The 24,766-nt window shown below is 68.2% G+C and carries 23 protein-coding genes and 1 rRNA gene; 11 read left to right on the top strand and 13 right to left on the bottom strand.

The window, feature by feature from the left end; translation table 11 throughout:
• The first annotated feature begins 67 nt into the window (after window positions 1-67).
• Window positions 68-182 (top strand): 5S ribosomal RNA (gene rrf, locus FHR96_RS15930).
• A gap of 263 nt (window positions 183-445) precedes the next feature.
• On the opposite strand, the gene FHR96_RS15935 is transcribed toward rrf, so the two are convergent.
• Together FHR96_RS15935 and FHR96_RS15940 are read right to left on the bottom strand one after the other, a co-directional pair.
• Window positions 446-1,576 (bottom strand): arylamine N-acetyltransferase family protein, encoded by a 1,131-nt coding sequence (locus FHR96_RS15935; protein WP_221195852.1) that lies wholly within the window; start codon window positions 1,574-1,576, stop codon window positions 446-448.
• Window positions 1,573-2,124 (bottom strand): NADPH-dependent FMN reductase, encoded by a 552-nt coding sequence (locus FHR96_RS15940; RefSeq protein WP_183388719.1) that lies wholly within the window; start codon window positions 2,122-2,124, stop codon window positions 1,573-1,575. The genes FHR96_RS15935 and FHR96_RS15940 overlap by 4 nt, the downstream gene beginning before the upstream one ends.
• A gap of 117 nt (window positions 2,125-2,241) precedes the next feature.
• Here FHR96_RS15940 and soxR point away from each other — a divergent pair, with 117 nt between their 5' ends.
• Window positions 2,242-2,697 carry a redox-sensitive transcriptional activator SoxR gene (gene soxR / locus FHR96_RS15945; protein ID WP_183388720.1) on the top strand — a complete coding sequence of 152 codons (456 nt, stop codon included), beginning with the start codon at window positions 2,242-2,244 and terminating at the stop codon, window positions 2,695-2,697.
• Window positions 2,698-2,857: 160 nt separating this feature from the next.
• Here the strand turns inward: soxR and FHR96_RS15950 are convergent, their stop codons facing one another.
• From FHR96_RS15950 to hisC, 6 genes are all read right to left on the bottom strand, one after another.
• The gene (locus tag FHR96_RS15950; protein WP_183388721.1) at window positions 2,858-5,005 is read right to left on the bottom strand and encodes a TRAP transporter permease; all 2,148 of its coding nucleotides are present in this window, start codon (window positions 5,003-5,005) and stop codon (window positions 2,858-2,860) included.
• A gap of 118 nt (window positions 5,006-5,123) precedes the next feature.
• Window positions 5,124-6,149, bottom strand: a complete 1,026-nt coding sequence (locus FHR96_RS15955; RefSeq protein ID WP_183388722.1) for a TAXI family TRAP transporter solute-binding subunit — start codon at window positions 6,147-6,149, stop codon at window positions 5,124-5,126.
• A 195-nt stretch (window positions 6,150-6,344) separates the two neighbouring features.
• Complete coding sequence (locus FHR96_RS15960; protein WP_183388723.1) at window positions 6,345-7,727, bottom strand: sigma-54-dependent transcriptional regulator; 1,383 nt, start codon at window positions 7,725-7,727, stop codon at window positions 6,345-6,347.
• The gene (locus FHR96_RS15965; protein ID WP_343066370.1) at window positions 7,717-9,498 is read right to left on the bottom strand and encodes a sensor histidine kinase; all 1,782 of its coding nucleotides are present in this window, start codon (window positions 9,496-9,498) and stop codon (window positions 7,717-7,719) included. The genes FHR96_RS15960 and FHR96_RS15965 overlap by 11 nt, the downstream gene beginning before the upstream one ends.
• Window positions 9,495-9,902, bottom strand: a complete 408-nt coding sequence (gene gloA2, locus FHR96_RS15970) for an SMU1112c/YaeR family gloxylase I-like metalloprotein (RefSeq protein ID WP_183388724.1) — start codon at window positions 9,900-9,902, stop codon at window positions 9,495-9,497. The genes FHR96_RS15965 and gloA2 overlap by 4 nt, the downstream gene beginning before the upstream one ends.
• 58 nt (window positions 9,903-9,960) lie before the next feature.
• Window positions 9,961-11,016: a histidinol-phosphate transaminase gene (hisC, locus tag FHR96_RS15975; protein ID WP_183388725.1), complete on the bottom strand. Its 1,056-nt coding sequence runs from the start codon at window positions 11,014-11,016 to the stop codon at window positions 9,961-9,963.
• 117 nt (window positions 11,017-11,133) lie between these two features.
• On the opposite strand from hisC, the gene FHR96_RS15980 reads away from it, so the two are divergent.
• The 5 genes from FHR96_RS15980 (at window position 11,134) to mnmH (ending at window position 16,366) form a co-directional block, all read left to right on the top strand.
• Window positions 11,134-12,030, top strand: a complete 897-nt coding sequence (locus FHR96_RS15980; protein WP_183388726.1) for an AEC family transporter — start codon at window positions 11,134-11,136, stop codon at window positions 12,028-12,030.
• Window positions 12,031-12,137: 107 nt separating this feature from the next.
• Window positions 12,138-12,587, top strand: a complete 450-nt coding sequence (locus FHR96_RS15985; protein ID WP_183388727.1) for a copper resistance protein NlpE N-terminal domain-containing protein — start codon at window positions 12,138-12,140, stop codon at window positions 12,585-12,587.
• 97 nt (window positions 12,588-12,684) lie between these two features.
• A complete protein-coding gene (gene radA / locus FHR96_RS15990) occupies window positions 12,685-14,067 on the top strand; it encodes a DNA repair protein RadA (protein ID WP_183388728.1) in 1,383 nt (460 codons plus the stop codon).
• A gap of 137 nt (window positions 14,068-14,204) precedes the next feature.
• Window positions 14,205-15,245 (top strand): selenide, water dikinase SelD, encoded by a 1,041-nt coding sequence (gene selD / locus FHR96_RS15995; protein WP_379685234.1) that lies wholly within the window; start codon window positions 14,205-14,207, stop codon window positions 15,243-15,245.
• A complete protein-coding gene (mnmH, locus tag FHR96_RS16000) occupies window positions 15,242-16,366 on the top strand; it encodes a tRNA 2-selenouridine(34) synthase MnmH (protein WP_183388730.1) in 1,125 nt (374 codons plus the stop codon). Before selD ends, mnmH begins: the two co-directional genes overlap by 4 nt.
• Window positions 16,367-16,381: 15 nt before the next feature.
• Here mnmH and FHR96_RS16005 read toward each other — a convergent pair whose 3' ends face one another.
• The gene (locus tag FHR96_RS16005) at window positions 16,382-17,068 is read right to left on the bottom strand and encodes a type 1 glutamine amidotransferase (RefSeq protein WP_183388731.1); all 687 of its coding nucleotides are present in this window, start codon (window positions 17,066-17,068) and stop codon (window positions 16,382-16,384) included.
• Between the two features lie 48 nt (window positions 17,069-17,116).
• On the opposite strand from FHR96_RS16005, the gene FHR96_RS16010 reads away from it, so the two are divergent.
• Together FHR96_RS16010 and FHR96_RS16015 are read left to right on the top strand one after the other, a co-directional pair.
• Entirely contained in the window at window positions 17,117-17,410 is a 294-nt protein-coding gene (locus tag FHR96_RS16010) for an MGMT family protein (RefSeq protein WP_183388732.1), read from the top strand.
• Window positions 17,411-17,612: 202 nt separating this feature from the next.
• Window positions 17,613-18,194 carry a YjaG family protein gene (locus tag FHR96_RS16015; protein WP_183388733.1) on the top strand — a complete coding sequence of 194 codons (582 nt, stop codon included), beginning with the start codon at window positions 17,613-17,615 and terminating at the stop codon, window positions 18,192-18,194.
• A gap of 685 nt (window positions 18,195-18,879) precedes the next feature.
• Here FHR96_RS16015 and hisF read toward each other — a convergent pair.
• The 4 genes from hisF to hisB form a co-directional block, all read right to left on the bottom strand.
• Complete coding sequence (gene hisF, locus FHR96_RS16020; protein ID WP_183388734.1) at window positions 18,880-19,653, bottom strand: imidazole glycerol phosphate synthase subunit HisF; 774 nt, start codon at window positions 19,651-19,653, stop codon at window positions 18,880-18,882.
• 2 nt (window positions 19,654-19,655) lie between these two features.
• The gene (hisA, locus tag FHR96_RS16025) at window positions 19,656-20,408 is read right to left on the bottom strand and encodes a 1-(5-phosphoribosyl)-5-[(5-phosphoribosylamino)methylideneamino]imidazole-4-carboxamide isomerase (RefSeq protein WP_183388735.1); all 753 of its coding nucleotides are present in this window, start codon (window positions 20,406-20,408) and stop codon (window positions 19,656-19,658) included.
• A 92-nt stretch (window positions 20,409-20,500) separates the two neighbouring features.
• Window positions 20,501-21,142 (bottom strand): imidazole glycerol phosphate synthase subunit HisH, encoded by a 642-nt coding sequence (gene hisH, locus FHR96_RS16030; RefSeq protein ID WP_183388736.1) that lies wholly within the window; start codon window positions 21,140-21,142, stop codon window positions 20,501-20,503.
• A gap of 28 nt (window positions 21,143-21,170) precedes the next feature.
• Complete coding sequence (hisB, locus tag FHR96_RS16035; RefSeq protein WP_183388737.1) at window positions 21,171-21,764, bottom strand: imidazoleglycerol-phosphate dehydratase HisB; 594 nt, start codon at window positions 21,762-21,764, stop codon at window positions 21,171-21,173.
• A 173-nt stretch (window positions 21,765-21,937) separates the two neighbouring features.
• Between hisB and FHR96_RS16040 the strand changes: the two genes are divergently transcribed.
• Together FHR96_RS16040 and FHR96_RS16045 are read left to right on the top strand one after the other, a co-directional pair.
• Window positions 21,938-22,390, top strand: coding sequence for an acetyl-CoA sensor PanZ family protein (locus FHR96_RS16040; RefSeq protein WP_183388738.1), 453 nt, complete (start codon window positions 21,938-21,940; stop codon window positions 22,388-22,390).
• Complete coding sequence (locus tag FHR96_RS16045; protein ID WP_183388739.1) at window positions 22,387-24,726, top strand: AsmA family protein; 2,340 nt, start codon at window positions 22,387-22,389, stop codon at window positions 24,724-24,726. The genes FHR96_RS16040 and FHR96_RS16045 overlap by 4 nt, the downstream gene beginning before the upstream one ends.
• Window positions 24,727-24,766: the final 40 nt, after the last annotated feature.

The following is a 24,766-nucleotide window of genomic DNA, read 5'->3' on the forward strand; positions in this document are numbered from 1 at the left end:
ATGACAACAGACGACGCCGGATACGCGAGACGCATCTCGTCAGCATGATTTGCATTGCCCTTTTTCGCCTGACGACCATAGCGTGCGGGAACCACCTGATCCCATGCCGAACTCAGCAGTGAAACCGCTCAGCGCCGATGGTAGTGTGGGAGTTCCCATGCGAGAGTAGGTCATCGTCAGGCATCTATACCGAGAAAACCCCGGACCGACAGGTTCGGGGTTTTTTCATGTCGGGACGATGGGTGTCCATGCCTGGGCGACAGGGGATATGGCTGCCAGGGGAGTCCCCCTGGAGCATCGCGGGAACCGCCCTCCGGGTCGCCGGCCGCCGGATCGCCGGCCGCCGGATCATCGTCAGGCATCGATACCGAGCACCGAGAAAACCCCCGGGCCACATGGCTCGGGGGTTTTTCACACGGGCCGAAGATGGCCCGGGGATGCTTGCCTATGTCGTGTCGGTTTCGATGAGTCGTTGAATGGCAGATCGCCATTCCGGCTGGAACGGCAGGGAGAAGGTCTCCCGTAGCGCCGTTTCGATGCCATCGGCATCCAGCATCTGCCGGTCAACGTCCCCGTCCGGTCGCCGAGTAGTGAAACGGCCATTCAACAAGGTGAATCGTCCCTCCGGCGTCGTTCGTGCCACGATCAGCGAGCGCGTGAACGGTGAGTCCGGATGGGTGGACGTATACCAGTTGAACGGCGCGAAGTCGGTGTCCAGTTGCGGCTCGCTGGAGAGCTCGTACATCGACCACCACTGGTCATCGGACTGGGCCTGGAGCACCAGGCTGTCCCCGAAGGGAAAGATCCGGAACGTCTCATGCCGAGTGGCCTGGGGAGCCGCGGTATCCATGCGCAGCGGGGCCGACGGCCCTGATCCGCCGAATCCCACGTCGACCAGCCATGGCACCCCATCGAGGGTGACTCTCAGGGCCATGTGGGATCTCGGCATCGGGGCGGCCCCCGCAGGCTGCCCCCAGCGGACACGGCCGATGAGGCCCTCGACCTCGAAGCCCATCGCCATCAGCACGCGTTTCATCAGGCTGTTCTGCTCGAAACAGTAGCCGCCTCGTCCGGCGGTGATCAGCTTCGCGTCGACCGCGTTCGGCGCGATGTCCACGCCGTGCCCAAGCCATGCATCGAGTGCCTCGAACACGATAGCGGCCGAGTGCCGCTCCACCAGCGTGCGCAACGTTTCCAGCGTTGGCGTGCGCGGCCCCTGATAGCCGATGCGGTGGCAGTACGCCTCCAGTTCCACCGACGATGCGAATGATACGCCCTCGATGGCGGAATGAATCTGCCACGCTGCCCTGGGCGCGAACGTATCCAGCAGCTGGACCCGAGGATTCTGTGCCGAGAAGGTGTCCTTCAAGCGGTTCCTGAGCTCTAAGGGAATCCCCCCTCCAAAGGCGATCAGATCGAATTCGCCGGCATGATAGTGGACGTCGGCATACTCCGGCTCCACCGTACCGGTGACTCGGTGTCCGGCATTGACGAGCTCGGCGCAGACCGTGTCCATGACTTCCTGGGCGCGTCCGAGGATCAACACCCGGGCTTCGCCGTTCCCGATCCTCGTCATGTCACCACCTCCTGGTAGGCATGGGTCCGACGGGCATCCGCCAGGGCGTTCGCCCACCACTGAAGACGGGCAAGGAGCGTCCGCATGGCACGAGCCGACATGTCCGCCTCGAGCAGAGCGCCGTCTTGATCGAACTGGTTCCATACGTTGGGCAGCATCACGGCATCGCGGAGCCCCACGGCGTGCAGCTCCGCGAAGACGCCGCGCAGCTGTTCCACGGCGCGAATACCGCCAGAGGCGGCGCCATAGGAAACGAAGGCCACCGGCTTGGCCTGCCATTCCCAGAAGTGACTGTCGATCAGGCTCTTCAAGGCTCCCGGAAAGGAGTGGTTGTACTCTGGCGTGACTACGATGAAGCCGTCGGCGGCGTCCAGCCTGTGATCGTGCGCGCCCTGGTCATCGGCGTCGCGTCCGGCGGGGTCGATGACGTCGACCGTGAATCCCGGCCACTCTCCCAACCGATGCTTGACCCAGTTCACCACCGTATCGGCCATGCGGCCGTCACGAACGCTTCCGTAGATGACGGCGATCCTGAGCGTCTCCTGCATGGTGTTTGACTCCTCTTGTGTGGGTGTGCGGGAATCGTTTTAAGACCTCAAGTATTGTTGAGGTCAAGGGCCGTCGTGGCACATTCATCGCAACACCCATTCGGGCGAGGGGCAGGCATGGTTTCACGGGGCAAGCACAGGATTCGCCAGGAGTTCAGCGTGGGTGAGGTGGCCAGCCGCAGCGGCGTCGCCATCTCCACCCTGCACTTCTACGAGGGCAAGGGGCTGATTCGAAGTTGGCGCAATCAGGCCAACCATCGCCGCTACTACCGGGATGTGCTGCGACGGATCGCGGTGATCAAGGTCGCCCAGCGCGCCGGGATTCCCCTGGTCACCATCCGCGAGGCGCTGGCGGAGCTACCGGACCAGCGAACACCCACCGCCGAGGATTGGAAGAGGCTCTCGAGCCAGTGGAAGGCGGAGCTCGATACCCGCATCACCAAGCTCACCGAGCTCAGGGACCAGCTCGGGGGATGCATCGGCTGTGGATGCCTGTCCATGGAGGACTGTCCGCTGCGCAACCCCTGGGATGAGCTCTCGGAACGGGGAGCGGGGCCCCAGCTTCTGGACTAGCCGGTGTCGACGGCGGACTCGCAAGGCCTCTACCGGTCGGGTGCCGGGATGAGAGGGCGCGCGGGGAAACGGGAATGGGCGAGCCGCCGTCAGGCAGGCCTCCGGCGAGAGCCGGAGACCTGGCATTTCATCGGTCAGGCGTCGACCGGCAGGGCGGCGTTTACCCGGGCTGGGCGCCCGCGATGAAGGGGGCAGAGTGCCTGCCCAGGCGATAGCTCCACAGCAGCACCGCGACGAAGATGACCAGGCCGAGCAGGTCGAGGGCCAGGTAGCCGTGGGGCCACAGCATCAGCGCGCCGATCGGGAACATGCAGAGCCGCAGCCACCAGGGCAGCTCGTGCTCCAGGTAGCCCTCGAGCCCGGCGATGATGGCGTAGATCCCGAACGCGGCGAACACGAACACCGTCACCATGTCGAGCGCCGAGCCGGTGATCAGCGGCGACCACACGAACAGCAGGGGGATGATGTACAGGCCCTTGGCGATCTTCCAGGCGGTGAAGCCGGTGCGCATCTGCGGCGTCTCGGCGATGGCCGCGGCGGCGAAGGCGGTCAGGCACACCGGCGGGGTGACGTTGGAGTCCTGGGACAGCCAGAAGATCACCATGTGGGCTGCGACCAGCAGCATGGTCAGGGTGTGCGGAGACAGCGCCTGCTCGTAGAGCTGGCTGCGGAAGTTGTCCGGCACCACCGACAGCAGCTCCCTGGCCGAGGCGGCATCCATCGGCGCGTTCAGGGCGGCCAACTGGTCGGGCGCGGCCAGCATGAAGATGGCCTTGGCCTGCTCGGGGAGCTGGCCGCTCATCAGCAGGTCGATCAGCTGGTCCTGGGCCATCAGGCCGTAGAGCGCCGGCGCCGACAGGGTACCCAGCACGATGTAGGCCGCGGTGACCGGCAGGCCCATGCCCAGCACCAGGGAGGCCACGGCGATCAGCACCAGGGTGATCAGCAGGCTGCCGCCCGCCCAGTCGGTGATCATCAGCGAGAAGACGTTGCCGATGCCGGTGGTGGAGACCACATTGACGATCAGCCCGACCGTCATCAGCAGGATGGCAGTGGTGATCATGTTGCGGGCGCCGAGCGACAGAGCCTCGAGGATGGCGCCGACGGTCATCGGCGTCTTCGACAGCCAGGAGGCGGCCACTACCGAGAGGATGGCGATACCCGCGGCATAGGTGGGCGTGAAGCCGTAGATCAGGGCGGCCACCAGCACCACCAGCGGCAGCAGGTAGTGCCAGCCGCCCTTGAGCACGGTCACAAAGCTCGGAGCGTCCTCGTCGGCAAGCTGGTGGGCATGGCTGCGCTTGGCTTCGATGCGCACGAACATGGCGACGGAGATGAAGTACAGCAGCGCCGGCAGGGCCGCGATGCCGATGATGGAGAGATAGGAGACCTGGGTGTAGGACGCCATGATGAAGGCGCCCGCGCCCATTACCGGGGGCATCAATTGGCCACCGGTGGAGGCGGCGGCCTCGACGCCGGCGGCGAAGCGCGCCGGGAAGCCGGCCTTGCGCATCATCGGGATGGTGATGACGCCGGTGGAGACGGTGTTGGCGACGCTGGAGCCGGAGACCGAGCCCATCAGGCCGGAGGCGAAGACGGCCACGAATCCTGGGCCTCCCACGAAGCGCCCGGCGGCGCAGCGGGCCAGCTCGATGATGAAGTCGCCGGCACCCGAGCGCACCAGGAAGGCGCCGAACAGGATGAACATGAACACGTACGACCAGGAGATGCGGGCGATGGAGCCCAGCATGCCCTCGCCGCCCATGTAGCTCCTGAACAGCACGGTTTCCCAGCTCAGCCCCGGGAAGTTGAACACCCCTCCGACGTACTGGCCCCACCAGGCCACGTAAGTCAGGGCGACCAGGCACAGCGCCGGGATGAACCAGCCGGTGGTGCGGCGGGCGAATTCCAGCACTAGTCCCAGGGCGACGATGGACACCACCCAGTCGGCGGTCGAGAAGCGCACGCCGCGGTCGTAGAGCGCATCCTCGAAGGCGATCAGGTAGAGCGCGCAGCCCACCGCCGCCAGGCCCAGCAGGATATCGACCACCAGCACCAGCCGACGTCGCGACGGCTTGGCGGCGTGGAGCATCGGCACGGCGAGCGCGCACAGCAGGCCGAACAGGCCGAAGTGCAGCGCGCTGGTCCAGACCTCGGACAGGGTGCTGAAGGTGTTGAAGTAAAGATGGGCCAGGGCGATGACGATGGTCAGGCCGAACAGCAGTCGCCCAAGCCAGGGGTGATCGAGACGCGCCGGGGCCTCGCGGGCCGACTCGTCTCGCACCTCGCTTGCGGGTGTGGTGTTCATGAAAGCTCTCCTGGAGCGGACGGCGGCGGCCAGGCGAGAGCTCGCCGCCGTCGGAAATGCCTCGAGTGGCCGTCGAACCCCGTCCCCGGGGATCGACGGCGGGTCGCGGGACGGGGCGTCAGTCGGCGATCAGGGCGTCCGGAATCTCCAGTCCCTGCTCCTCGAAGAAGCGGGCCGCGCCGGGGTGCAGCGGCATCGGCAGGCCATCGAGGGCCTTCTCCAGCGCCATGGCGCGAGTGGCAGGATGGATATTGTTGAGGAACGGCAGGTTCTCGTACATCGCCTTGGTGATCTGGTAGACGTCCTCGTCGGGGACGTCGGCATTGACCACCAGGATATTGGGCTGGGCGATGGTATGGATGGCCTCGTCCTGGCCCGGATAGGTGTCGGCGTCGATCTGGTAGGGGCTCCAGACCGGGAACTCCTGGTTGATGCGTGCCAGCTGGTCCTCGGTGACATCCAGCACGCTGATGTCGTCGCCCATGTTGGCGAAGGCGCTGGTGACCGCCGAGGCCGGGGCGCCGGCCGGGATGTTCATGCCGTCGATGTTGCCGTTCTGCATGGCCTCGGCGCTGGCGCTGTAGCCCAGGTAGGCCAGGTCCATTTGCTCCGGGTCGATGTCGAGACCAGCAAGAATTTGCCGACCGGAGCCTTCGGTGCCGGAGTTGCGTGCGCCGATGGAGAAGCCATGGTCATACAGGCCGGTCAGATCGTCGATGGTGCCGGTTTCCACCAGCTCATTGCGGACCACGAAGTGTTCGACGTTCTGCCATAGCATGGACACCGAGCGGATGTCCTTGTAGGCCTTCGGCACCGGACCGCTGCCGTTCCAGGCCCAGGCGCCGTAGAGCGCCTGGATGATGCCGAACTGTGCCTCGTCGCTATCCATCAGTCGCAGGTTCTCCGCCGAGCCGGCCGAGCTGATGGCCGAGACGGACAGGCCATGGGTGGGCTCGAGCTTGACCCGCACCAGGGTCGAGAGGGCGACGCCGACCGGATAGAAGGTGCCACCGGTGGTAGCCGTGCCCATGATGTACTGGCCGCCGCCTTCTCCGGACTCGGCGGAGGCCACGGAGGCGCCCAGGCCGAGCGCGGTGGCGGTGGAGAGGGTCAGGGCGAGTTTCAGGAACTGGCGTTTTTGCATACGAGCCTCCGTCGCAAGCGAGTTATTTTGATGACTGGCTCGTTGATATAGCGACAAGCTTGCCAACAAGAGGCTTTTGCTTTTTCTTCAATATGTTGAGGCACTAAAGAGGGCGTTACCCGGAGGAAATCGGCAGGCTGTCGGCCATTTCTTGCCGATGGTGAACGGCGCTGTCGGCAAGAAATGGCCGATCCGTCAGGCATCTCCCGGGTCGGATGACTCGGGGGCTTCGGGATCGAGGAAGGTCTCGCGGCGCAGCCCGTGTCGGAGCATCTTCTGGTTGAGGGTTCGCCGGGGCAGCTCCAGCTCTTCCATCACCGCCTGGATATTGCCGCCGTGCCGGCCCAGGGCGGCCCGCAGCAGGGCGCACTCGAAGGCGGCGACCTGGGCATTCAGCGAGCCGGGCTCGCTCTCCCCGCCCTCTTCGAGCCCGGGAATCTCGAGACCCAGCACGAATCGGGTGGCGGCATTGCGCAGCTGGCGCAGGTTGCCCGGCCACGCCTGCCGTTCGAGGGCCTGGAGCAGCGCGGGAGACGCCTCTGGCGCGTCGCGTTCGTGGACCGCGGCGGCCTGCCGGCAGAAATGGCCGAACAGCGTCGCGACGTCCTCGCGGCGCTCCCGCAAGGGAGGCAGATGCAGCTCGGTGATGGCCAGCCGATAGTAGAGGTCCTCGCGAAACCGGCCCTCCCGCGCCAGGCTCGGCAGGTCGGCCTTGGCGGCCGCCACCACGCGCAGCGCCACCGGTCGCACCTCGTTGCTGCCCAACGGCGTGACCTCGCCCTCCTGCAGGGCGCGCAGCAGCTTGACCTGAGCGTCCAGTGGCAGGGACTCCACCTCGTCCAGGAACAGGGTGCCGCCGCTGGCATGTTCCAGCTTGCCGATGCGTCGACCGTTGGCCCCGGTGAAGGCGCCCTTCTCGTGGCCGAACAGCTCCGACTCGATCAGCTCGGGCGCCAGAGCACCGCAGTTCAGGGCCACGAAAGGGGCCTCGGCGCCGGGGCCGAAGTCATGCAGGCAGCGGGCGACGACCTCCTTGCCGCTGCCGGTTTCGCCGTAGACCAGCACGTTGGCCTGCACCGGGGCCAGGGTCTCGAGCTGGCGGCGCAGGGCGACCATGGCCGGCGCCTGGCCCAGCAGGCGGCCCGCCATGTCGCCCTCGCGAAGGGCTCGCCTGAGGCGGGCGTTCTCCAGCGACAGTTGGCGTTGTGCGAGAGCGCGGCGCACGCATTCCTCGAGGCGCTCCGGCGCGAAGGGTTTCTCCACGAAGTCCCAGCAGCCGGCCTGCATGGCCGCGACCGCCATGGGCACGTCGCCATGGCCGGTGATGAGCACCACCGGAGGCGGCATCTCGAGCGCCTGGACGGCGTCGAGCAGTGCCAGGCCGTCCATGCCCGGCATCTTGACGTCGCTGACCAGCACGCCGCATGCCGCGCCGCCTGCCAAGGCCTCCAGGGCCGGGGGCGCGGCATCGAAGGTGCGCACCGCCAGGTCCGAGACCTCCAGCCACTGGCTCAGCGACTCCCGGATATCGGGGTCATCGTCCACCAGCCACACGGGAAGGGTGTCTTCAGTCGTCATCCTGACGTTCTCCTTCGGATGAGGGCAGCGTCGGGGCGAGGGGCAGGGTGACCTCGAAACAGGCGCCGCCCTGCGGCAGGTTGGCGGCGCTGATGCGTCCCTCAAGGTCCTGGACGATGCCGAAGCAGATGAACAGGCCGAGCCCCAGGCCGTCGCCCACCGCCTTGGTGGTGAAGAAAGGGTCGAACAGGCGCGACAGGATTGCCTCGTCGAGGCCCGGACCGTTGTCGGCGATCCGCAGCGTCATGCTCTCCCCGTCGGCCGCCAGGCAGATGGCCAGTCGCGGCCGCTCGATCGGCACCAGGGCATCCAGGGCGTTGCGCAGCAGGTTGGTGAGCAGCTGCTCGAGGCGCAGCGCATCGCCGAGGACCGGGAGGCGCGGCGCCTCGCCATGCTCGATCACCACCTCGACGCCCTGGCGGCGAATGCGCTCGTCAAGCAGCTCCAGCACGAAGGTCAGGCGCTCTTCGAGGTCGATGGGTTCGCGGCTGCCGCCGCGGCGGGCGAACAGTCTGAGCTGGCGGATCAGCGCATCCTGACGATCGCACAGCGACTGGATGCGGGTGAAATTGCTCGCCGCCGCCTCCTCGCGGCCCTTGGCCAGCAGGCGAACGCCGTTGGCGGCATAGGTGCGAATGCCCGAGAGCGGCTGGTTCAGCTCATGGGCGATGCCGGCCGCCATGGTGCCGAGCGACGCCAGCTTGCCGGCCTGGACCAGCTCCTCCTGGGCCTCCTGCAGCGCCTGGGTGCGTTCGACGACCCGTTCCTCGAGCCGCTCGTTGGCCTCGCGGACGATGCGTGCCTCACGATCCCTCAGGCGCTGGCGCTTCTGACGTTCGCGCAGCCACAGTGCGAGCAGCAACAGCACCAGGGTCGCGCCTGCCGCCGCCAGGAAGGCGTTGCGTGCGTCCAGGTACAGCGGTCGCATCGGCACCAGGTAGTGCATGGTCCAGCCCAGCCGTTGCTGTTCCCGCGAGAGGTCCAGGTAGCGCTCGCTGCTGGAGCCGTCGCCGATGGCCAGCGAGTCGTCGGCCAATACCCTGCCGAGTCGCTCGAGGGACTGGTCGAGGAACTGGCGCTGCTGACGGATCTCGTCCATGGCCGCGGCGGTGATCGGCGCAAGCGCTCGATAACGCCAGCCGGGGCGGCTCGACAGGATCACCACGCCATTGGCGTCGGAGAGCAGCACGGTTTCCCCGGCCCGGCGCCAGCTTGCCTGCAGGGACTCCAGCGCTACCTTGATGGCCACCACCCCCACCGCCCGGCCATCGGCGGTCGAGACGACCGGCGCCGAGACGAAGTAGCCCGCGCGCTCGGTGGTGCTGCCGATGGCAAAGAACTCGCCCTCGCCCTCGTCCAGGGCATCCTGGAAGTAGGGGCGGAAACCATAGTGGTGGCCGATGAAGCTGTCCGGGCTGTCATGGTTGCTGCTGGCCACGGTGTCGCCGCGTCGGTCGAGCAGGAAGATGGCTTCGGCACCGGCATCCTCGGCCACTTGCTCGAGATAGCGATTGACACGATCGATGGTGTGGCCAGACGGTTCGAGCACCGCCGAGCGGACCGGCGCCTGGCCGGCCAGCAGCCTCGGCAGAAAGGCGAAACGGGCCAGTGCGCCCTCCAGGGTGGTGGAGTACAGCGACAGCCGGTTATCGGCATGCTGGCGGGCGATCTCCAGCGACTGCTGGAACTGCCACTGCCAGACGCACCACCACAGGGTGGCCGCCAGCAGGCCGGCGGCGCTCAGCAGGGCGATTCGCCAGGGGCGGGTCACGGCGCGTCTTCGTACAGCTCGATGGGCGTGCCGTCCGGGTCGCTGAAGAAAGTGAAGCGGGCGCCTGTGTATTCGTCGACGCGGATCGGCTCGGGGGAGACGCCGCGGGCCTCGAGCAGGGCCACGCAGGCATCGAGGTCCGGCGTGGCGAGCGCTAGATGGCGCAGGCCGCAGGCCTCGGGATAGCTGGGGCGCGGCGGCGGGGCGGGAAAGGAGAACAGCTCGAGATGGATGCCGCCGGGCAAGCGCAGGTCGAGCTTGTGGCTGTCGCGCCGCTCGCGATAGACCTCGTGGAGGATCTCGGCATCGAGGACCTCGAGATAGAAGCGCCTGGCCCGCGAATAGTCGGCGGTGATCAGGGCCACGTGATGCACGCCGCCCAGCGGCAATCGTTGCTCGCTCATGGAATGACTCGTCAATGGGGAGCGGGCGGGGCGATGCGCCCCGCCGGGGAAACTCGGCTCAGCGGCAGAGGCCTTCCAGGACCTCGACCAGGCTGTCCATCTCGTCTTCGGTGCCGATGGAGATGCGCAGCCAGCCGCTCAGCGCCTCGGTGTTGAAATGGCGCACCAGGATACCGCGTTCGCGCAGGCCGACGAACAACTGGGCGGCGTCCTGCTCGGGGTGGTGCACCAGCAGGAAGTTGCTCTGCGACGGCAGTACCCGGAAGCCCAGGCCCTCGAGACGCGTGCGGGTGCGATCGCGGGTGGTGATCACCGCCTCGCGGCAGGCGTCGAAGTGCTCGCGATCCTCCAGAGCGGCGATGCCGATGGCGCTGGCCAGGCTGTCGATGGGGTAGGAGTTGAAGGAGTCCTTGACCCGCTCGAGCCCCTCGATCAGCTCTCGTGAGCCCACCGCATAGCCGAGACGCAGGCCGGCGAGGCTGCGCGACTTGGAGAAGGTGCCGGTGACCAGCAGGTTGGGGAAGCGCTCGATCAGCGGCACGGCGCTCTCGCCGCCGAAGTCCACGTAGGCCTCGTCGACCAGTACCACCGACTCGGTGATTCGCTCCAGCAGGCCGGCGATCGCCTCGCGGCCGTGGCCGTGGCCGGTCGGCGCATTGGGGTTGGCGAAGATGGCGCCGCCGGCGTCCGGCGAGAAGGCCTCGAGATCGACCCGCCACTCGGCGTCCAGCGGCAGGGCGCGGCGCTCCACGTCGTAGAGCCGGCAGTACACCGGATAGAAGCTGTAGGTGATGGCCGGCATCTCCAGCGGCCGGTCGTGACAGAAGAAGGCCTGGAAGGCCAGGGCCAGCACTTCATCGGAGCCGTTGCCGACGAACACCTGGTCTACCTCCACGCCCAACTCCCGGGCCAGGGCCTCGCGCAGGGCGCGGGACTCGGGGTCGGGATAGCGGCGCAGGTGGTCGGCCGAAAACTCCCGCAGCGCCGCCTCGACGCCCGGCGCCGGCGGATAGGGATTCTCGTTGGTGTTCAGCTTGACCAGACGTTCGCGGGGCTGCTCGCCGGGTACATAGGGCGTCAGCTCGCGGACCTTGGGGCTCCAGAACTTGCTCATCTTCACTTCTCGGGTCGCGGGGCAATGCGGCCATGGTCGCCCGCCCGGGGGCCCCGCGCAAGCCGTCCCCCGTGGTAGGCTGGGGCGCATCGATTCGCCTGCTATGGAAACCCTTCGATGATCGGTCAGATCCTTGCCTCCCTGCTGCCGGTGTTCCTGATCGCCGGCTGCGGGACTCTCTACGGCCGCTATCGCCGCCCCGACATCCGCAGTCTCAACACCCTCAACATGGAGCTGTTCGTGCCGCTGCTGGTGTTCGCGGTGCTGGCCGACCGTGAGGCGCCGCTGACCGACTACGCCAGCCTGGCCCTGGCCGGCCTGGTGGTGGTGCTTGGCTCGGGCCTGCTGCTGTGGCCGCTGGTCAGGCTGCTGGGCCTGGAGACGAAGACCTTCCTGCCGCCGATGATGTTCAACAACGCCGGCAACATGGGCGTGCCGCTGATCGTGCTGGCCTTCGGCGAGCAGGCCCTGCCGGCGGCGGTGGTGCTGTTCATCGTCGAGATGCTGCTGCACTTCTCGGTCGGGCTCTACATGCTCGACCCGCGCACGCCGCTGTGGCGGCTGCTGCGCATGCCCATCGTGCTGGCGAGCCTGGCGGGGCTTGGCGTCAACCTGGCCGGCGTGTCGCTGCCCGGCTGGCTGCTGGAGGCGATGAACATGCTCGGCGGGGTCTGCATTCCGCTGCTGTTGTTCGCCCTCGGCGTACGGATGCTCGATATCGATTTCGACGACTGGCGCAGCGGGGTGCTCGGTGCCGTGCTGTGCCCGCTCTCCGGCCTGCTGCTGGCCTGGCCGCTGATCGCCTGGCTGGATCTATCCGGCGTCGCGGCGGCCTCGCTGTGGGTGTTCGCTGCCTTGCCGCCGGCGGTGCTCAACTACCTGGTCGCCGAGCAGTATCGACAGCAGCCTCACCGGGTAGCCTCGCTGGTGCTGATCGGCAACCTCGGCAGCCTGGTGGTGATGCCGCTGGTGCTGTGGCAGGTCTTCGAGCATGTCCGGCCGATGGCCGGCTGAAAGGAACCCGACGGCTTCCCGGGCTGTCCGCCATTACCACGAGAGGTTATGCTGTGGGGCAGGCTGCCGCGAAGGCGGCGTCATGCCCATTGGTTAGGAGGACGAAGATGCAAATCAGGACTTTGCTGGCCGGCTCTGCAATGCTTGCCCTGCTGGCAGGCTGTGCGGGCGGCCCCGGCGGGCAGGCCACCGAGCCCGGAATGGACACCGCGGAGCGCACCTATCAGGGCACCCTGCCGTGCCGTAACTGCGAAGGGATCGACCTGGACGTGACGCTGTTGGGCGATGCCCAGAGCACCGCGGCGGAACGGACCTTCGATCTTCAGGCGTCCTATCGGGGCCATCCGCAGAATCCGCCGGACGAGAACTACGCGGGCAACTGGCAGGTGCTCAACGGCACCGCCGACGACCCCCAAGCCACCGTCTACGAGCTGACGCCCAATGGTGAAGGCCAGACCTACTATTTCCTGCGTCTCGACCCGCAGACCCTGGAACTGATCGACCCCCAGCGTCGCCGCTTCCAGAACAACGAGATGCTGCGCCTGAAGCGTCTCTGAGGCGATCGATCGCGTAGTCGAGAGGGGCGGCCGGTCGGTCGCCCCTCGTCGTTGGGCTCCCTGGCCCGCCATCAGCCACCCAGCCGTCGGACATCCCATGGCCAAAGCGAAAAGCGCCTTCGTCTGCACCGAGTGCGGTGCCGAATACCGCAAGTGGCAGGGGCAGTGCGCCAGCTGCCGGGAATGGAACACCCTGAGTGAAGTGCGGCTGTCGGCCGCCCGCCCCGGCGCCGGCAGCGGGGGCGGTGGGTCGACGGCGCGCGGCGGCTATGCCGGCGCGGTGTCCCGGGAGGTGGTCGACCTGGCCAACGTCGACCTCAGCGAGGTGCCGCGGCTGTCGTCGACCTTCGAGGAGTTTGACCGAGTGCTGGGCGGCGGACTGGTGCCCGGATCGGCGGTGCTGCTCGGCGGCCACCCTGGCGCCGGCAAGTCGACCCTGCTGCTGCAGACCGCCTGCAAGCTGGCCCAGCAGCGCAGCGTGCTGTACGTGACCGGCGAGGAGTCGCTGTCCCAGGTGGCGATGCGCGCCCACCGCCTGCAACTGCCCACCCAGGGCCTGAAGATGCTCGCCGAGACCAGCATCGAGACCATCCTCGGGGTCGCCGAGCGCGAGCGGCCGGACATCCTGATCATCGATTCCATCCAGACCACCCATCTCGAGGACATCGCCTCGGCGCCGGGCGGGGTGGCCCAGGTGCGCGAGTCCGCCGCGGCGCTGACCCGCTTCGCCAAGCAGTCCAGCACCGTGCTGCTGCTGGTCGGCCACGTCACCAAGGACGGCACCCTGGCCGGCCCCAAGGTGCTCGAGCACATGATCGATGCCTCGCTGCTGCTCGAGGGCGGCGCGGACTCGCGCTTCCGTACCCTGCGCGGCCAGAAGAACCGCTTCGGGGCGGTCAACGAGCTGGGCGTGTTCGCGATGCTCGAGCACGGCCTCAAGGAGGTGAAGAACCCCAGCGCCATCTTCCTGTCGCGCACCGAGGAGCAGGCGCCGGGCAGCCTGGTGATGGTGGTCTGGGAGGGCACCCGGCCGATCCTGGTGGAAGTCCAGGCGCTGCTCGACGACTCGGCGCTGGGCAACCCGCGCCGGGTCGCGGTGGGGCTCGACCAGAACCGACTGGCCATGCTGCTGGCGGTGCTGCATCGTCACGGCGGCCTGTTCACCGGTGACCAGGACGTCTTCCTCAACGTGGTAGGCGGGGTCAAGGTGCTCGAGACCAGCGCCGACCTGGCGGTGCTGATCGCGGTGGTATCGAGCCTGCAGAACCGGCCGCTGGCCCGCGAGCTGGTGGTGTTCGGCGAGGTTGGGCTATCCGGCGAGATTCGCCCGGTGCCGAGCGGCCAGGAGCGCATCGTCGAGGCCGCCAAGCACGGCTTTCGCCGCGCCATCGTGCCCCGCGCCAACGCCCCCAAGCATTCGCCCGAGGGCATGGAAGTGGTGGCCGTGGATAAGCTGGCCGATGCCCTGGAGGCGCTCTAGACCATGCCCAAAAGTGCCATCGTGCGTCGACTTTTCGAACCTGGTCCAGGCTTCCGGCCGTGAAGCGTGAAAACGGCGTCCAACGACGGGGTGGGGGCGCTGTGTTGTAGAATGCCGGTAAAGACGCCAAGGAGACCGTGATGAGTGCCATCCGCCTGACGCAATACAGCCACGGCGCCGGCTGTGGCTGCAAGATCGCCCCCGATGTTCTCGACGGCATCCTGGCCAAGGCCGGGCCGGGCGCCTCCCATTCGCGACTGATCGTCGGCAACCAGGGCCGCGAGGACGCCGCCGTCTACGACCTGGGGGACGGTCGCGGCATGATCGCCACCACCGACTTTTTCATGCCGATCGTCGATGACCCCTTCGACTTCGGGCGTATCGCCGCCACCAACGCCATCAGCGACGTCTTCGCCATGGGCGGCTCGCCGATCATGGCGCTGGGCATCCTCGGCTGGCCGATCGACAAGCTCGGCGCCGACATTGCCGGCGACGTGGTGGCCGGCGCCCAGGCCGTCTGCCGCGAGCTGGGGCTGGCGCTGGCCGGCGGCCACTCCATCGATGCCCCGGAGCCGATCTTCGGCCTGGCGGTCAACGGCCTGGTCGACCTCGAGCACCTCAAGCTCAACAAGGGCGCCCAGGTCGGTGACCTGCTCTACCTCACCAAGCCGCTGGGCGTCGGCCTGTTGACCACCGCCGAGAAGAAGGGCCTGCTGCAGGCCGGCCACCAGGGGCTGGCGCGGCGCACCATGCTCGAGTCCAATCGCATCGGCGCCGAGCTGGCGAAGATCCACGGCGTGCATGCCATGACCGACGTCACCGGTTTCGGCCTGGCCGGTCATCTCAGCGAGGTCTGCGAGGCCAGCGGCGTGGCGGCGCGGATCGACTTCCGCCGCCTGCCGCGCCTCGCCGAGGCCGAGGCCTATCGTCGCCAGGGGGCGGTGCCCGGCGGCAGCGGTCGCAATCGGGATGCCCTGGGCGCGGCGCTGCCGCCGATGGACGACGCCCACTGGCAGTGGCTGTGCGACCCGCAGACCTCCGGCGGCCTGCTGTTGTCGGTGCATCCCTCCTGGGAGGATGACGTCGAACGCGTCGGCCGCGAATACGGCCTCGAGCTCGAGCCCTTCGGCGAGATCGTTGCCGCGCGAGGCGAGGTGCGTCTCGAGGTGAAGGGGTGAGCCTGCCACTGATCGAGCCTGACCTCGCGCTGCTGCGCGAGGGGCGCACCTTGATCGACGTGCGGGCGCCGGTGGAGTTCGCGCATGGGGCCTTGCCCGGCGCGATCAACCTGCCGCTGATGGACGACGAGGAGCGTCACCAGATCGGCATCGAGTACAAGCGCCGTGGCCAGCAGGCCGCCATCGCGCTGGGTGAGCGGCTGGTCAGCGGCGGTATCAAGACCGGGCGAGTGGCGGCCTGGACTCGGCTGCTCGAGGCGCATCCCGAGGCGGTCGTCTACTGCTTCCGCGGTGGGCTGCGCTCCCAGGTCGCCCAGCAGTGGCTGGCCGAGGCCGGCATCACCCGGCCGCGTATTCGCGGCGGCTGGAAGGCCATGCGCCAGGCGTTGTGCGCTCGCATCGACGCTGCCGCCGAGCAGCCGCTGCTGGTGGTGGGCGGGCTGACCGGCTGTGCCAAGACTTCGTTGATCGCCGCCCTGGATCAGGGGCTGGACCTGGAGGGCTGCGCCCGTCACAAGGGGTCGGCCTTCGGCCGTCATCCGCTGCCGGCGCCGTCGCAGATCGACTTTGAACATGCCATGGGGCAGCGGCTGCTCGAGCTGCCGGGGCCGGTGGTGCTGGAGGACGAGTCGCGTCACATCGGCTCGGCCAACGTGCCGCTGAGCTTCTGGCGCGGCATGCAGGACGCCCCGCGGATTCGCGTCGAGATGCCGCTGGACTGGCGGCTGGCGCAGATCCACCAGGACTACATCGACGACCTGTGGGAGATCTACCGCCTGCAGTTCGGCGACTGGCTGGGCTGGACGCTGATGCGCAAGCAGCTGGCCGGCGCCCTGGCACGGCTCAAGAAGCGCCTCGGCGGCGCGCGGCTGGCGCGTCTGCAGCGCTTGCAGGCGCTGGCCTTTCGCGAGCACGAGCGCGGTAACCGCCAGGCCCACGAGGCCTGGCTGGCGCCGCTGCTTACCGAGTACTACGACCCCATGTATCGCTACCAGTTGGAGAAGCACGATGACCAGCGCTTCCTCCACGTAGGTGACTGGGACAGCTGCCTGGCCTTCGCACGAGACTGGGTCGCCGAGGTGGAGAGACGGGAGGTGTCCCGCACCGTGGCCCCGGCCTGAGGCTCGGGGTGGCGATCAGGCCGGGGCGGTGCGCAGCCACTGGGTGAGCAGCCGGTCGAGCAGTGGCGCCAGACGGTCGAAACGCTTGGGGTCGTCGAGCATCGCTTCGCGGTCCTGGCCATGGGGACTTTCCGCGTCTCCTGCCGGGCGAGGCAGGTGGTCGAGCATGGCGGTGACGCTCTCGGCGGTGGCCTCCAGGTGGCACAGCAGCCCGACTACCCGGCCGGCGTCCCAGGCGAAGCCCTGCAGCGGACTCGCCGCGCTGCCGCCCAGCGGCAGCGCGTCTTCCGGCAGGCCGAAGATCTCTCGGTGCCAGGTGAAGGCCTCGAAGCGTTCGGGTAGGTCGAAGGGGCTGGCCTCGGCCAGGGTAACGGTCTGCCAGCCGGTCTCGGCCAGGGTGCCGCGCGATATCGTGGCGCCCAGCGCCTCGGCGATCTGCTTGGCGCCATGGCCGATGCCGAGCAGCGGCTTGTGGCCGTCCAGGGTGCGCTCGATCAGCTTGCGCTCGCCGCGCGCCCAGTCGGCCGGCGGTACATCCTCGGGGGCGTCGAGCACGATCAGCGCATCGCCCTCGCCGGGCCGTGGCGGCAGCTCGCCCTGGTCGAGATGGAAGACGGTGTGGCTGTGGCCCATGCTGTCGAGCCAGTCGCCGATCCGGGCGGGTCCCAGGTGTGGGCTGTGCTGGAGCAGATGAACATGCATGCGGGCGACCTCGCCGATATCAGCCATATATGAGGAAAGGCAGGGTACATGAAGGCGGTGCTCAAGGAACAGATACTCACCGTGCTGGCCGAGATTCCGCCGGGGCGGGTGACCACCTACGGGCGCATCGCCGCCATGACCGAGGGTGCCACGCCGCGGCTGGTGGCGCGGGCCCTTCGCGAACTGCCTGGCGGGCACGACCTGCCATGGTTTCGGGTGATCACCGCCTCGCGCAAGCTGGCCGACCATCCCGGGGCGGACGAGCAGCGTCGCCGGCTGATCGACGAGGGCGTGGCCTTCGATGTGCAGGGCAGGGTCTCGCCGGAGCGCATGTGGCCCTGAGCAAGCGCGGCTTCAGGGCTGCGCTCGACGACCCGCATGGGTGCAGGAGGCGCGGGTTCGTCGCGCGTCGTCGGCCGGCTTGGGATTAACGCCTCTCGTCTCTCGCGACATACATCTGCGCTTCCCTCGAAAGGGGGCAGATGCCCGGCCCCCCTCGTTTCGTGAGACAGTGGCCGGGATAGACGATTCACCAGGAGAATCCATGAGCGGTTTCTTTCAGCGCCTGCAGGCGCTTCCGGCACGCCGTCAGCAGGCCTTCATGGCCGCGCTGTGCGAGCGGCTGCTGCCCAACTACGCCTTCTATGCCGAAGCCACCGGTCAGGGCGACCCCAGGGCGCTGCGCCCCGTGCTCGACCTGGTCTGGGAGCGCCTGGCGGTCAAGGACGCGCGCATCGACTTCGAGCGCCAGGCCGAGAAGCTGGCCGAGCTGGAGCCGCCGGCCGGGGACGACAGCTTCGGCGCGCGTCGCGCCCTGGAGGCGGTGGTGGCGATCTCGTCGCTGCTCGACACCCTGCGCGGCGAATCGCCGGAGGCGGTACTGGAAGTGAGCCGCACGTCCCGTGGCGGCGTGCGGGCCTTCATCGAGCTGACCGAAGGCGAGGAGGACGGCGAACGTCTCGCGGCCCTGGTACGCGAGCATCCGCTGATGGAAGACGAGAACGACTTTCAGGACGCGGTGCTGGAGGCCGTGGAAAGTGAGCTCGACCGCGACGGCTTGAAGGCGCTGCGCCGCCTGGGCCGCAACGAGGGCGTCAGCAACCTGGGGCTCGGCGGCGAGGAATAGCCGCGCGTTGCTCCGGCATGGGCCAGGCGCCTGGCGGCGCCCTTCGCGCAATGAATTGCGCTCCCACGCAGAGCCCCACTCAGCGAGTCGGAGCCACCAGGCAGGTTTTAGTGGGAGCGCAGCTCGCTGCGCGATCCGCCGCATCGCGGCGGTGCAGGCCGTGCCCGGTCTGCCTTGGGCCAGGCGCCTGGCGGCGCCTTTCGCGAAATGACTTGCGCTCCCACGAAAAGCGCTGCAGGCGGGGCCTAGCCGCCAATGCCAAGAGCCCGCCGGCTGACGGGCCCTTGCGCCGGGAGCGGTCATGGCGAGCCGAGGCCTGATGCGTCGTGTGGGAGCGCAGCCCGCTGTGCGATCCGCCGCATTGCGGCGGTGCAGGCCGTGCCCGGCCTGCCTTGGGCCAGGCGCCTGGCGACGCCCTTCGCGAAATGACTTGCGCTCCCACGAAAAGCGCTGCAGGCGGGGCCTAGCCGCCAATGCCAAGAGCCCGCCGGCTGACGGGCCCTTGCGCCGGGAGCGGTCATGGCGAGCCGAGGCCTGATGCGTCGTGTGGGAGCGCAGCCCGCTGCGCGATCCGCCGCATCGCGGCGGTGCAGGCCGTGCCCGGTCTGCCTTGGGCCAGGCGCCTGGCGGCGCCCTTCGCGCAATGAATTGCGCTCCCAAGAAAAGCGAAGCCGACAAACCGCCGTTAGAGCCTCATTTCTATACCGCGCTCGGCCATATACCGCTTGGCCTCGGGGATGGTGTACTCGCCGAAGTGGAAGATGCTGGCCGCCAGCACCGCGTCGGCGCCGCCGTCCTTGACGCCTTCCACCAGGTGGTCGAGGTTGCCGACGCCGCCGGAGGCGATCACCGGCACGCTCACCGCTTCCGAGATGGCGTGGGTCACGCCGATGTCGAAGCCGGTCTTGGTGCCGTCGCGGTCCATGCTGGTCAGCAGCAGTTCGCCGGCGCCCAGCTCGACCATCTTCTTGGCCCACTCCACGGCGTCGAGCCCGGTTGGGCGGCGACCGCCGTGGGTGAAGATCTCCCAGCGCGGCGTTTCGCCTTCCTTCGAGACCTTCTTGGCGTCGATCGCCACCACGATGCACTGGCTGCCGAAGCGCTCGGCGGCCTCGTGCACGAACTCGGGGTTGTGCACGGCGGCGGTATTGATCGACACCTTGTCGGCGCCGGCGTTGAGCATGGTGCGGATATCGTCGCAGGTGCGGATGCCGCCGCCCACGGTCAGCGGGATGAACACCTCGCCGGCGATGCGCTCGACCATCTCCACCGTGGTGCCGCGATCCTCGTGGCTGGCGGTGATGTCGAGAAAGGTGATCTCGTCGGCGCCCTGCTGGTTATAGCGCTGGGCGATCTCCACCGGATCACCGGCATCGCGAATACCGATGAAGTTGACCCCCTTGACCACCCGGCCGGCATCGACGTCCAGGCAGGGGATGATGCGCTTGGCGAGTCCCATGATCAGCTCCCGTCGCGTTGGCTGGTGAGTTCGTCACACAGCGCCTGGGCTTCGGCCACGTCCAGGCTGCCTTCGTAGATGGCGCGACCGGTGATGGCGCCGAGGATGCCCGGCTCGCCGGCCGCGATCAGCGCTCGCAGGTCGTCGAGGTTGGTCACGCCGCCGGAAGCGATGACCGGCAGGCCGCCCTCGCGGGCCAGCTCGGCGGTGGCCTCGACGTTGACGCCGCCCATCATGCCGTCGCGGGCGATGTCGGTGTAGACGATCGAGGATACGCCGTCGTCGGCGAAGCGCTTGGCCAGCTCGGTGGCCTTCTGGGTCGAGACCTCGGCCCAGCCGTCGGTGGCGACGAAGCCGTCCCGGGCGTCGAGGCCGACGATCACGTGGCCGGGAAAGGCCTTGCACATTTCGGTGACGAAGGCCGGTTCCTTGACCGCCTTGGTACCGATGATCACCTGTGAGACGCCGGCCTCCAGGTAGTGCTCGATGGTGGCGGCCTCGCGGATGCCGCCACCGATCTGGATCGGCAGCTGCGGATAGGCGCGGGCGATGGCGGTGACCGCCTTGCCGTTGACCGGTGCGCCCTCGAAGGCGCCGTTGAGGTCGACCAGGTGCAGGCGGCGGGCGCCGGCGTCGACCCAGCGCGCGGCCATGGCCACGGGGTCGTCGCCGTAGGTGGTGGCATCGTCCATCCGGCCCTGCTTGAGGCGGACGCACTTGCCGTCCTTGAGATCGATGGCGGGGATTACCAGCATGTCCAGTCCTCTACGGGCGTCTCAAAGGGCGCCCTGGAAATTGTGTCAGGCGCGGCAGCGGGCGCCCTTGAATACGTTGGCGTAGATAACGCTCAGGGCGTCCACTGCACGAAGTTTTCCAGCAGCCGCAGGCCGGCCCGGGAACTCTTCTCCGGGTGGAACTGCACGGCGAATGTGGCGTCGCGGCCGGTGGCCACGTGGGCGGTGACGCGACCGTAGTCGGTGGTGCCGAACACCTGCGCATCCTTGGAGGCCTCTACATAGTAGCTGTGCACGAAGTAGAAGTGCTCCAGGTCGTCGATGCCTTCCCAAAGCGGATGCTCGTGGTGCTGGCGCACCAGGTTCCAGCCCATGTGCGGCACTTTCAGACGGTGGTCCATGTCGTCGCGCATGTCGGCGGGAAAGCGGCGGACCTGGCCGGACATGAAGCCCAGGCAGTCGATGCCGCCGTTCTCTTCGCTGCGCTCGTGGAGCATCTGCTGGCCGACACAGATGCCCAGCAGCGGCTTGGCCTGCTGGTCCAGCAACTCCTGGACCAGGCCGCGCAGTTCGGTGCGCTCGAGTTCGCCCATGCAGTCGCGGATAGCGCCCTGGCCGGGCAGTACCAGGCGCGTGGCGCCCTGGATGCGACGCGCGTCGCGGGTCACCACCACGTGCTCATGGGTGACGTGCTCCAGTGCCTTGGCGACGGAATGCAGGTTGCCCATTCCGTAGTCGATGACGGCAATGGTCATGGGACGCTCCTCGTGTCGGTCGGCGGGATCACAGGCTGCCCTTGGTGGACGGCATCTGACCGGCCATGCGCGGGTCTTCGGCGGCGGCCATGCGCAGCGCGCGGCCGAAGGCCTTGAAGATGGTTTCCGCCTGATGGTGGGCGTTGAAGCCCTTCAGGTTGTCGATGTGCAGGGTGACCTTGGCGTGGTTCACGAAGCCCTGGAAGAACTCCCAGAACAGCTGGGTGTCCAGGCGGCCGATGCTGGCGCGGGTGAACTCGACGTCCATGAACAGCCCCGGGCGCCCGGAGAAGTCTACCACGACCCGTGACAGCGCCTCGTCCAGCGGCACGTAGGCGTGTCCGTATCGGTAGATGCCGCGCTTGTCGCCGATCGCCTGGTCGAAGGCCTGGCCCAGGGTGATGCCGAGATCCTCGACGGTGTGGTGATCGTCGATGTGCAGGTCGCCCACCGCCTTGATCTCGAGGTCGATCAGCCCGTGACGGGCGACCTGGTCGAGCATGTGGTCGAGGAAGGGAACGCCGGTCTCGCAGACCAGCTTGCCCTCTCCATCGAGGTTCACGGTAACGGTGATCTGGGTTTCCTTGGTGTCGCGGGTGACCGTGGCGATACGCTCGGACATGTCGGGTCTCCAGCGCCTGGGCGCGTGTCGAAATGAGGGCCGCCGTCGGGGCGGTAAAGACGGGGCGGCCCCGCCGTTGCAAGGCTGCCATTATAGTGAAACGCTACCCCCATTCGCTACAATGCCCCCACTATGCGGCAGGCGCGTCCTGCCAAGCCTCAGGAGATACCTGCATGCCGGTCACGCTACAGCGCGTCGATCAAGCGACCTGGGACGCGGATGCCCAAGTCCGTCACGACCTGATTCGCATCTATGCCGATGCCCCCGCCGAGCGCCTGCCGAGCACGCCCGAGGCCTTCGTCGGCGAGCATCTGGCGGCCGAGCGCTTTTTCTGCTGCGCGCGCTTCAATGATCGCCTGCTGGGGGCGCTGGCCGTATCGCCGGACGACGGGGCCTGGTGGCTGTCGCATCTCTGCGTGCGCAAGACCACCCGACGCCGTGGGGTCGGCTCGCGGCTGCTGGCCCTCATCGGCGAGGCGGCCCATGCCGAGGGGCAGCGTCTGAGGGTGCTGGCCTCCCAACTGCCCATGGCCGACCAGGTGCTGCTGAGCCGCATGGGCTACCGGTTGACCCAGACCGGCGACTTTTTCGAACTGGATCTCACGCCCAAAGGAGCCGGGCAATGAAGCGAATCCTGCGGACTCTGCTGGCCGCCATCGGGGTGCTCGGCCTGGTGCTGGTCGGTGCGGTGGTGTTCATCACCACCTTCTTCGACCCCGAAGACCTCAAGCCGCGACTGGTGGAAGTGGTGCGCGAGCACAGCGGCCTCGAGCTGGAACTCGATGGCCCGCTGACCTGGTCCTTCTATCCGCGCCTGGGGGTCGGCGTGGCCGCGGCCGAGGCGCGACTGCCCAGCCAGGCCGCCGACGCCACGCCCTTCGCCGCCTTCGACCATGCCGAAGTCAGCCTGGCCTTCGCCCCGCTGCTGCGCGGCGAAATCGCCATCGACGGCCTGACCCTCGACGGCCTGACGCTGCACCTCGAGCGTGACGCGGCAGGCCGCGGCAACTGGCAGACGCTGATCGAGCGGCTGCGCAACCGCGGCGAGGAAGCCGAGGCCGTGCTGGCACCGGCCAGCGCCGGCCCCAACCCCGATGCCAGCGGCCTGGACGTGGCGCTCAACATCGCCAGCGTCCAGGTGCGAGAGGGGAGCATCGACTACCGCGATGCCCAGGCCGAGCGCACCTTGAGCCTCGAGGGCGTCAACATCACCGGCAGCAACGTCAATCCCGACCAGCCGTTCCCGCTCAGTGCCAGTCTCGAGGTCGCCCTGAGCGACGACCTCGAGGGTTCGGCCCCTTGGCTGGTCAGCCAGCTGAACCTCGAGACCCAGGTCAGCCTGGGGCTTGCCGAGGGACGCCACCTGCTCAAGGGCCTGTCGCTGGATACCAGTACCCGGCTCGATGGTGAAGAGAAGCCCCAGGAGGCTCAGCTCGACGCCGATGAGCTGGTGCTCGACCTGGCCGGCGATCGCCTGCAGTTGACCGGCAGCCAATTGGACGTCGGCCTGCAGGACCCGCGCCTGGGCGACAAGCGCCTGCCGCTGTCTATGGCCTTCGCCCTGGACGCCGACCTGGCCGCCCAGACCGCCCAACTGCGCGAGCTGGCGCTGACCGGCCCTGACGGCCTGGAGCTCAAGGGCAACCTGTCGCTCAGCGAACTGGCCGAGGCGCCTGCCTATGAGGGACAGCTGAGGCTGGCCGAACTGTCGCTGCGCCCCTGGCTGGTGCGCCTCGGGGTGATGCCGAGCATGGCCTCCACGGCGGCGTTGGGCGAAGTGGGACTGACCAGCCCGATCCAGGGCGACATGGAACGTTTCACTCTGGATGGCCTGACCCTGACGCTGGACGGCAGTACCTTCAATGGCCGCCTGGGCGGTCGCTTCGACGGCACTCGCCTGGAAGCCGACCTCCAGGGCGATCGCCTGGACATGGACGACTACCTGCCTCCCACCGACGCCGAGGAAGCCGCCGCCGCCGGCGGACCTCGCCTGCCGGGCATCGGGCGGGCCTTCGCCCAGGACGGGCAGGGCGCGCTGCTGCCCGCCGAATGGCTGGCCGAGCTCGATCTCGATGCCAAGCTGAGCCTCGGCGAGCTGATCCTGATGCGCCAGACCTTCAGCGACGTCCAACTGACGCTGGCCGGGGAGAACGGTCGCCACCGGCTCGAGGCCTTCGAGTCCGGCTTCCACGACGGCCAGCTGTCGGCTACCGGCGAGCTGGATGCTCGCAAGACGCCGCTGCAATGGCAGCTGACGCCCCACGTCGAGGGCCTGCGCCTGGGCTCGCTGCTGGGCTCGCTGAGCGACGATCCGGCTCCGGTGGAGGGGCGGCTGAATGCAGACGGTGAACTCTCGACCCGTGGCAACAGCGTCGCCGAGCTCAAGCGTGCCCTGAACGGTCATCTGGCAACGCGGATGGCCGAAGGCCGGCTCACCGGTGTCAACGTCTCCCGAGAGCTGTGCACCACCGCGGCGCGCCTCGAGGGCGACAGCACCAGCCGCGACTGGGCCGCCGATACCCGCTTCCAGCGCGCCGAGGCCGGCTTCCAGATCCGCGACGGCGTGGCCGAGAGCGACGATCTGGCCCTGACGCTGCCGGGCATCGCCCTGGGCGGCAATGGCCAGTTCGACCTGACCAGCGAGCGCTTCGACCTGCGTGCCAACGCCCGCTTCACTGGCGAAGACGTGGATGCCGCCTGCGAGGTCAATCCGCGGCTGGTCGACGTGCCTATCCCGGTGCGCTGCGAGGGCCAGCTTGGCGGCGACAGCGCCGAGTGGTGCCGCTTTGACCGCGAGGCCTTCCGGTCCACCCTGGGCGACATGCTGCGTCGCGAGGCCACCCAGCGCGCCGACGAGGAACTGCGTGACAGCCTCGGCGATGCGGTGAAAAAACTCGATGAACGCCTCGGCGACGATTCCCGTCGGGAACTTCGTGACACCCTCGAGGGTCTGTTCAAGTGAGCAAGCAATAGCCAGTCCTGCGCCGACCCTCGCGTCGGCG

The organism is Halomonas organivorans (assembly GCF_014192055.1).
In the GTDB taxonomy this organism is placed as follows: domain Bacteria; phylum Pseudomonadota; class Gammaproteobacteria; order Pseudomonadales; family Halomonadaceae; genus Halomonas; species Halomonas organivorans.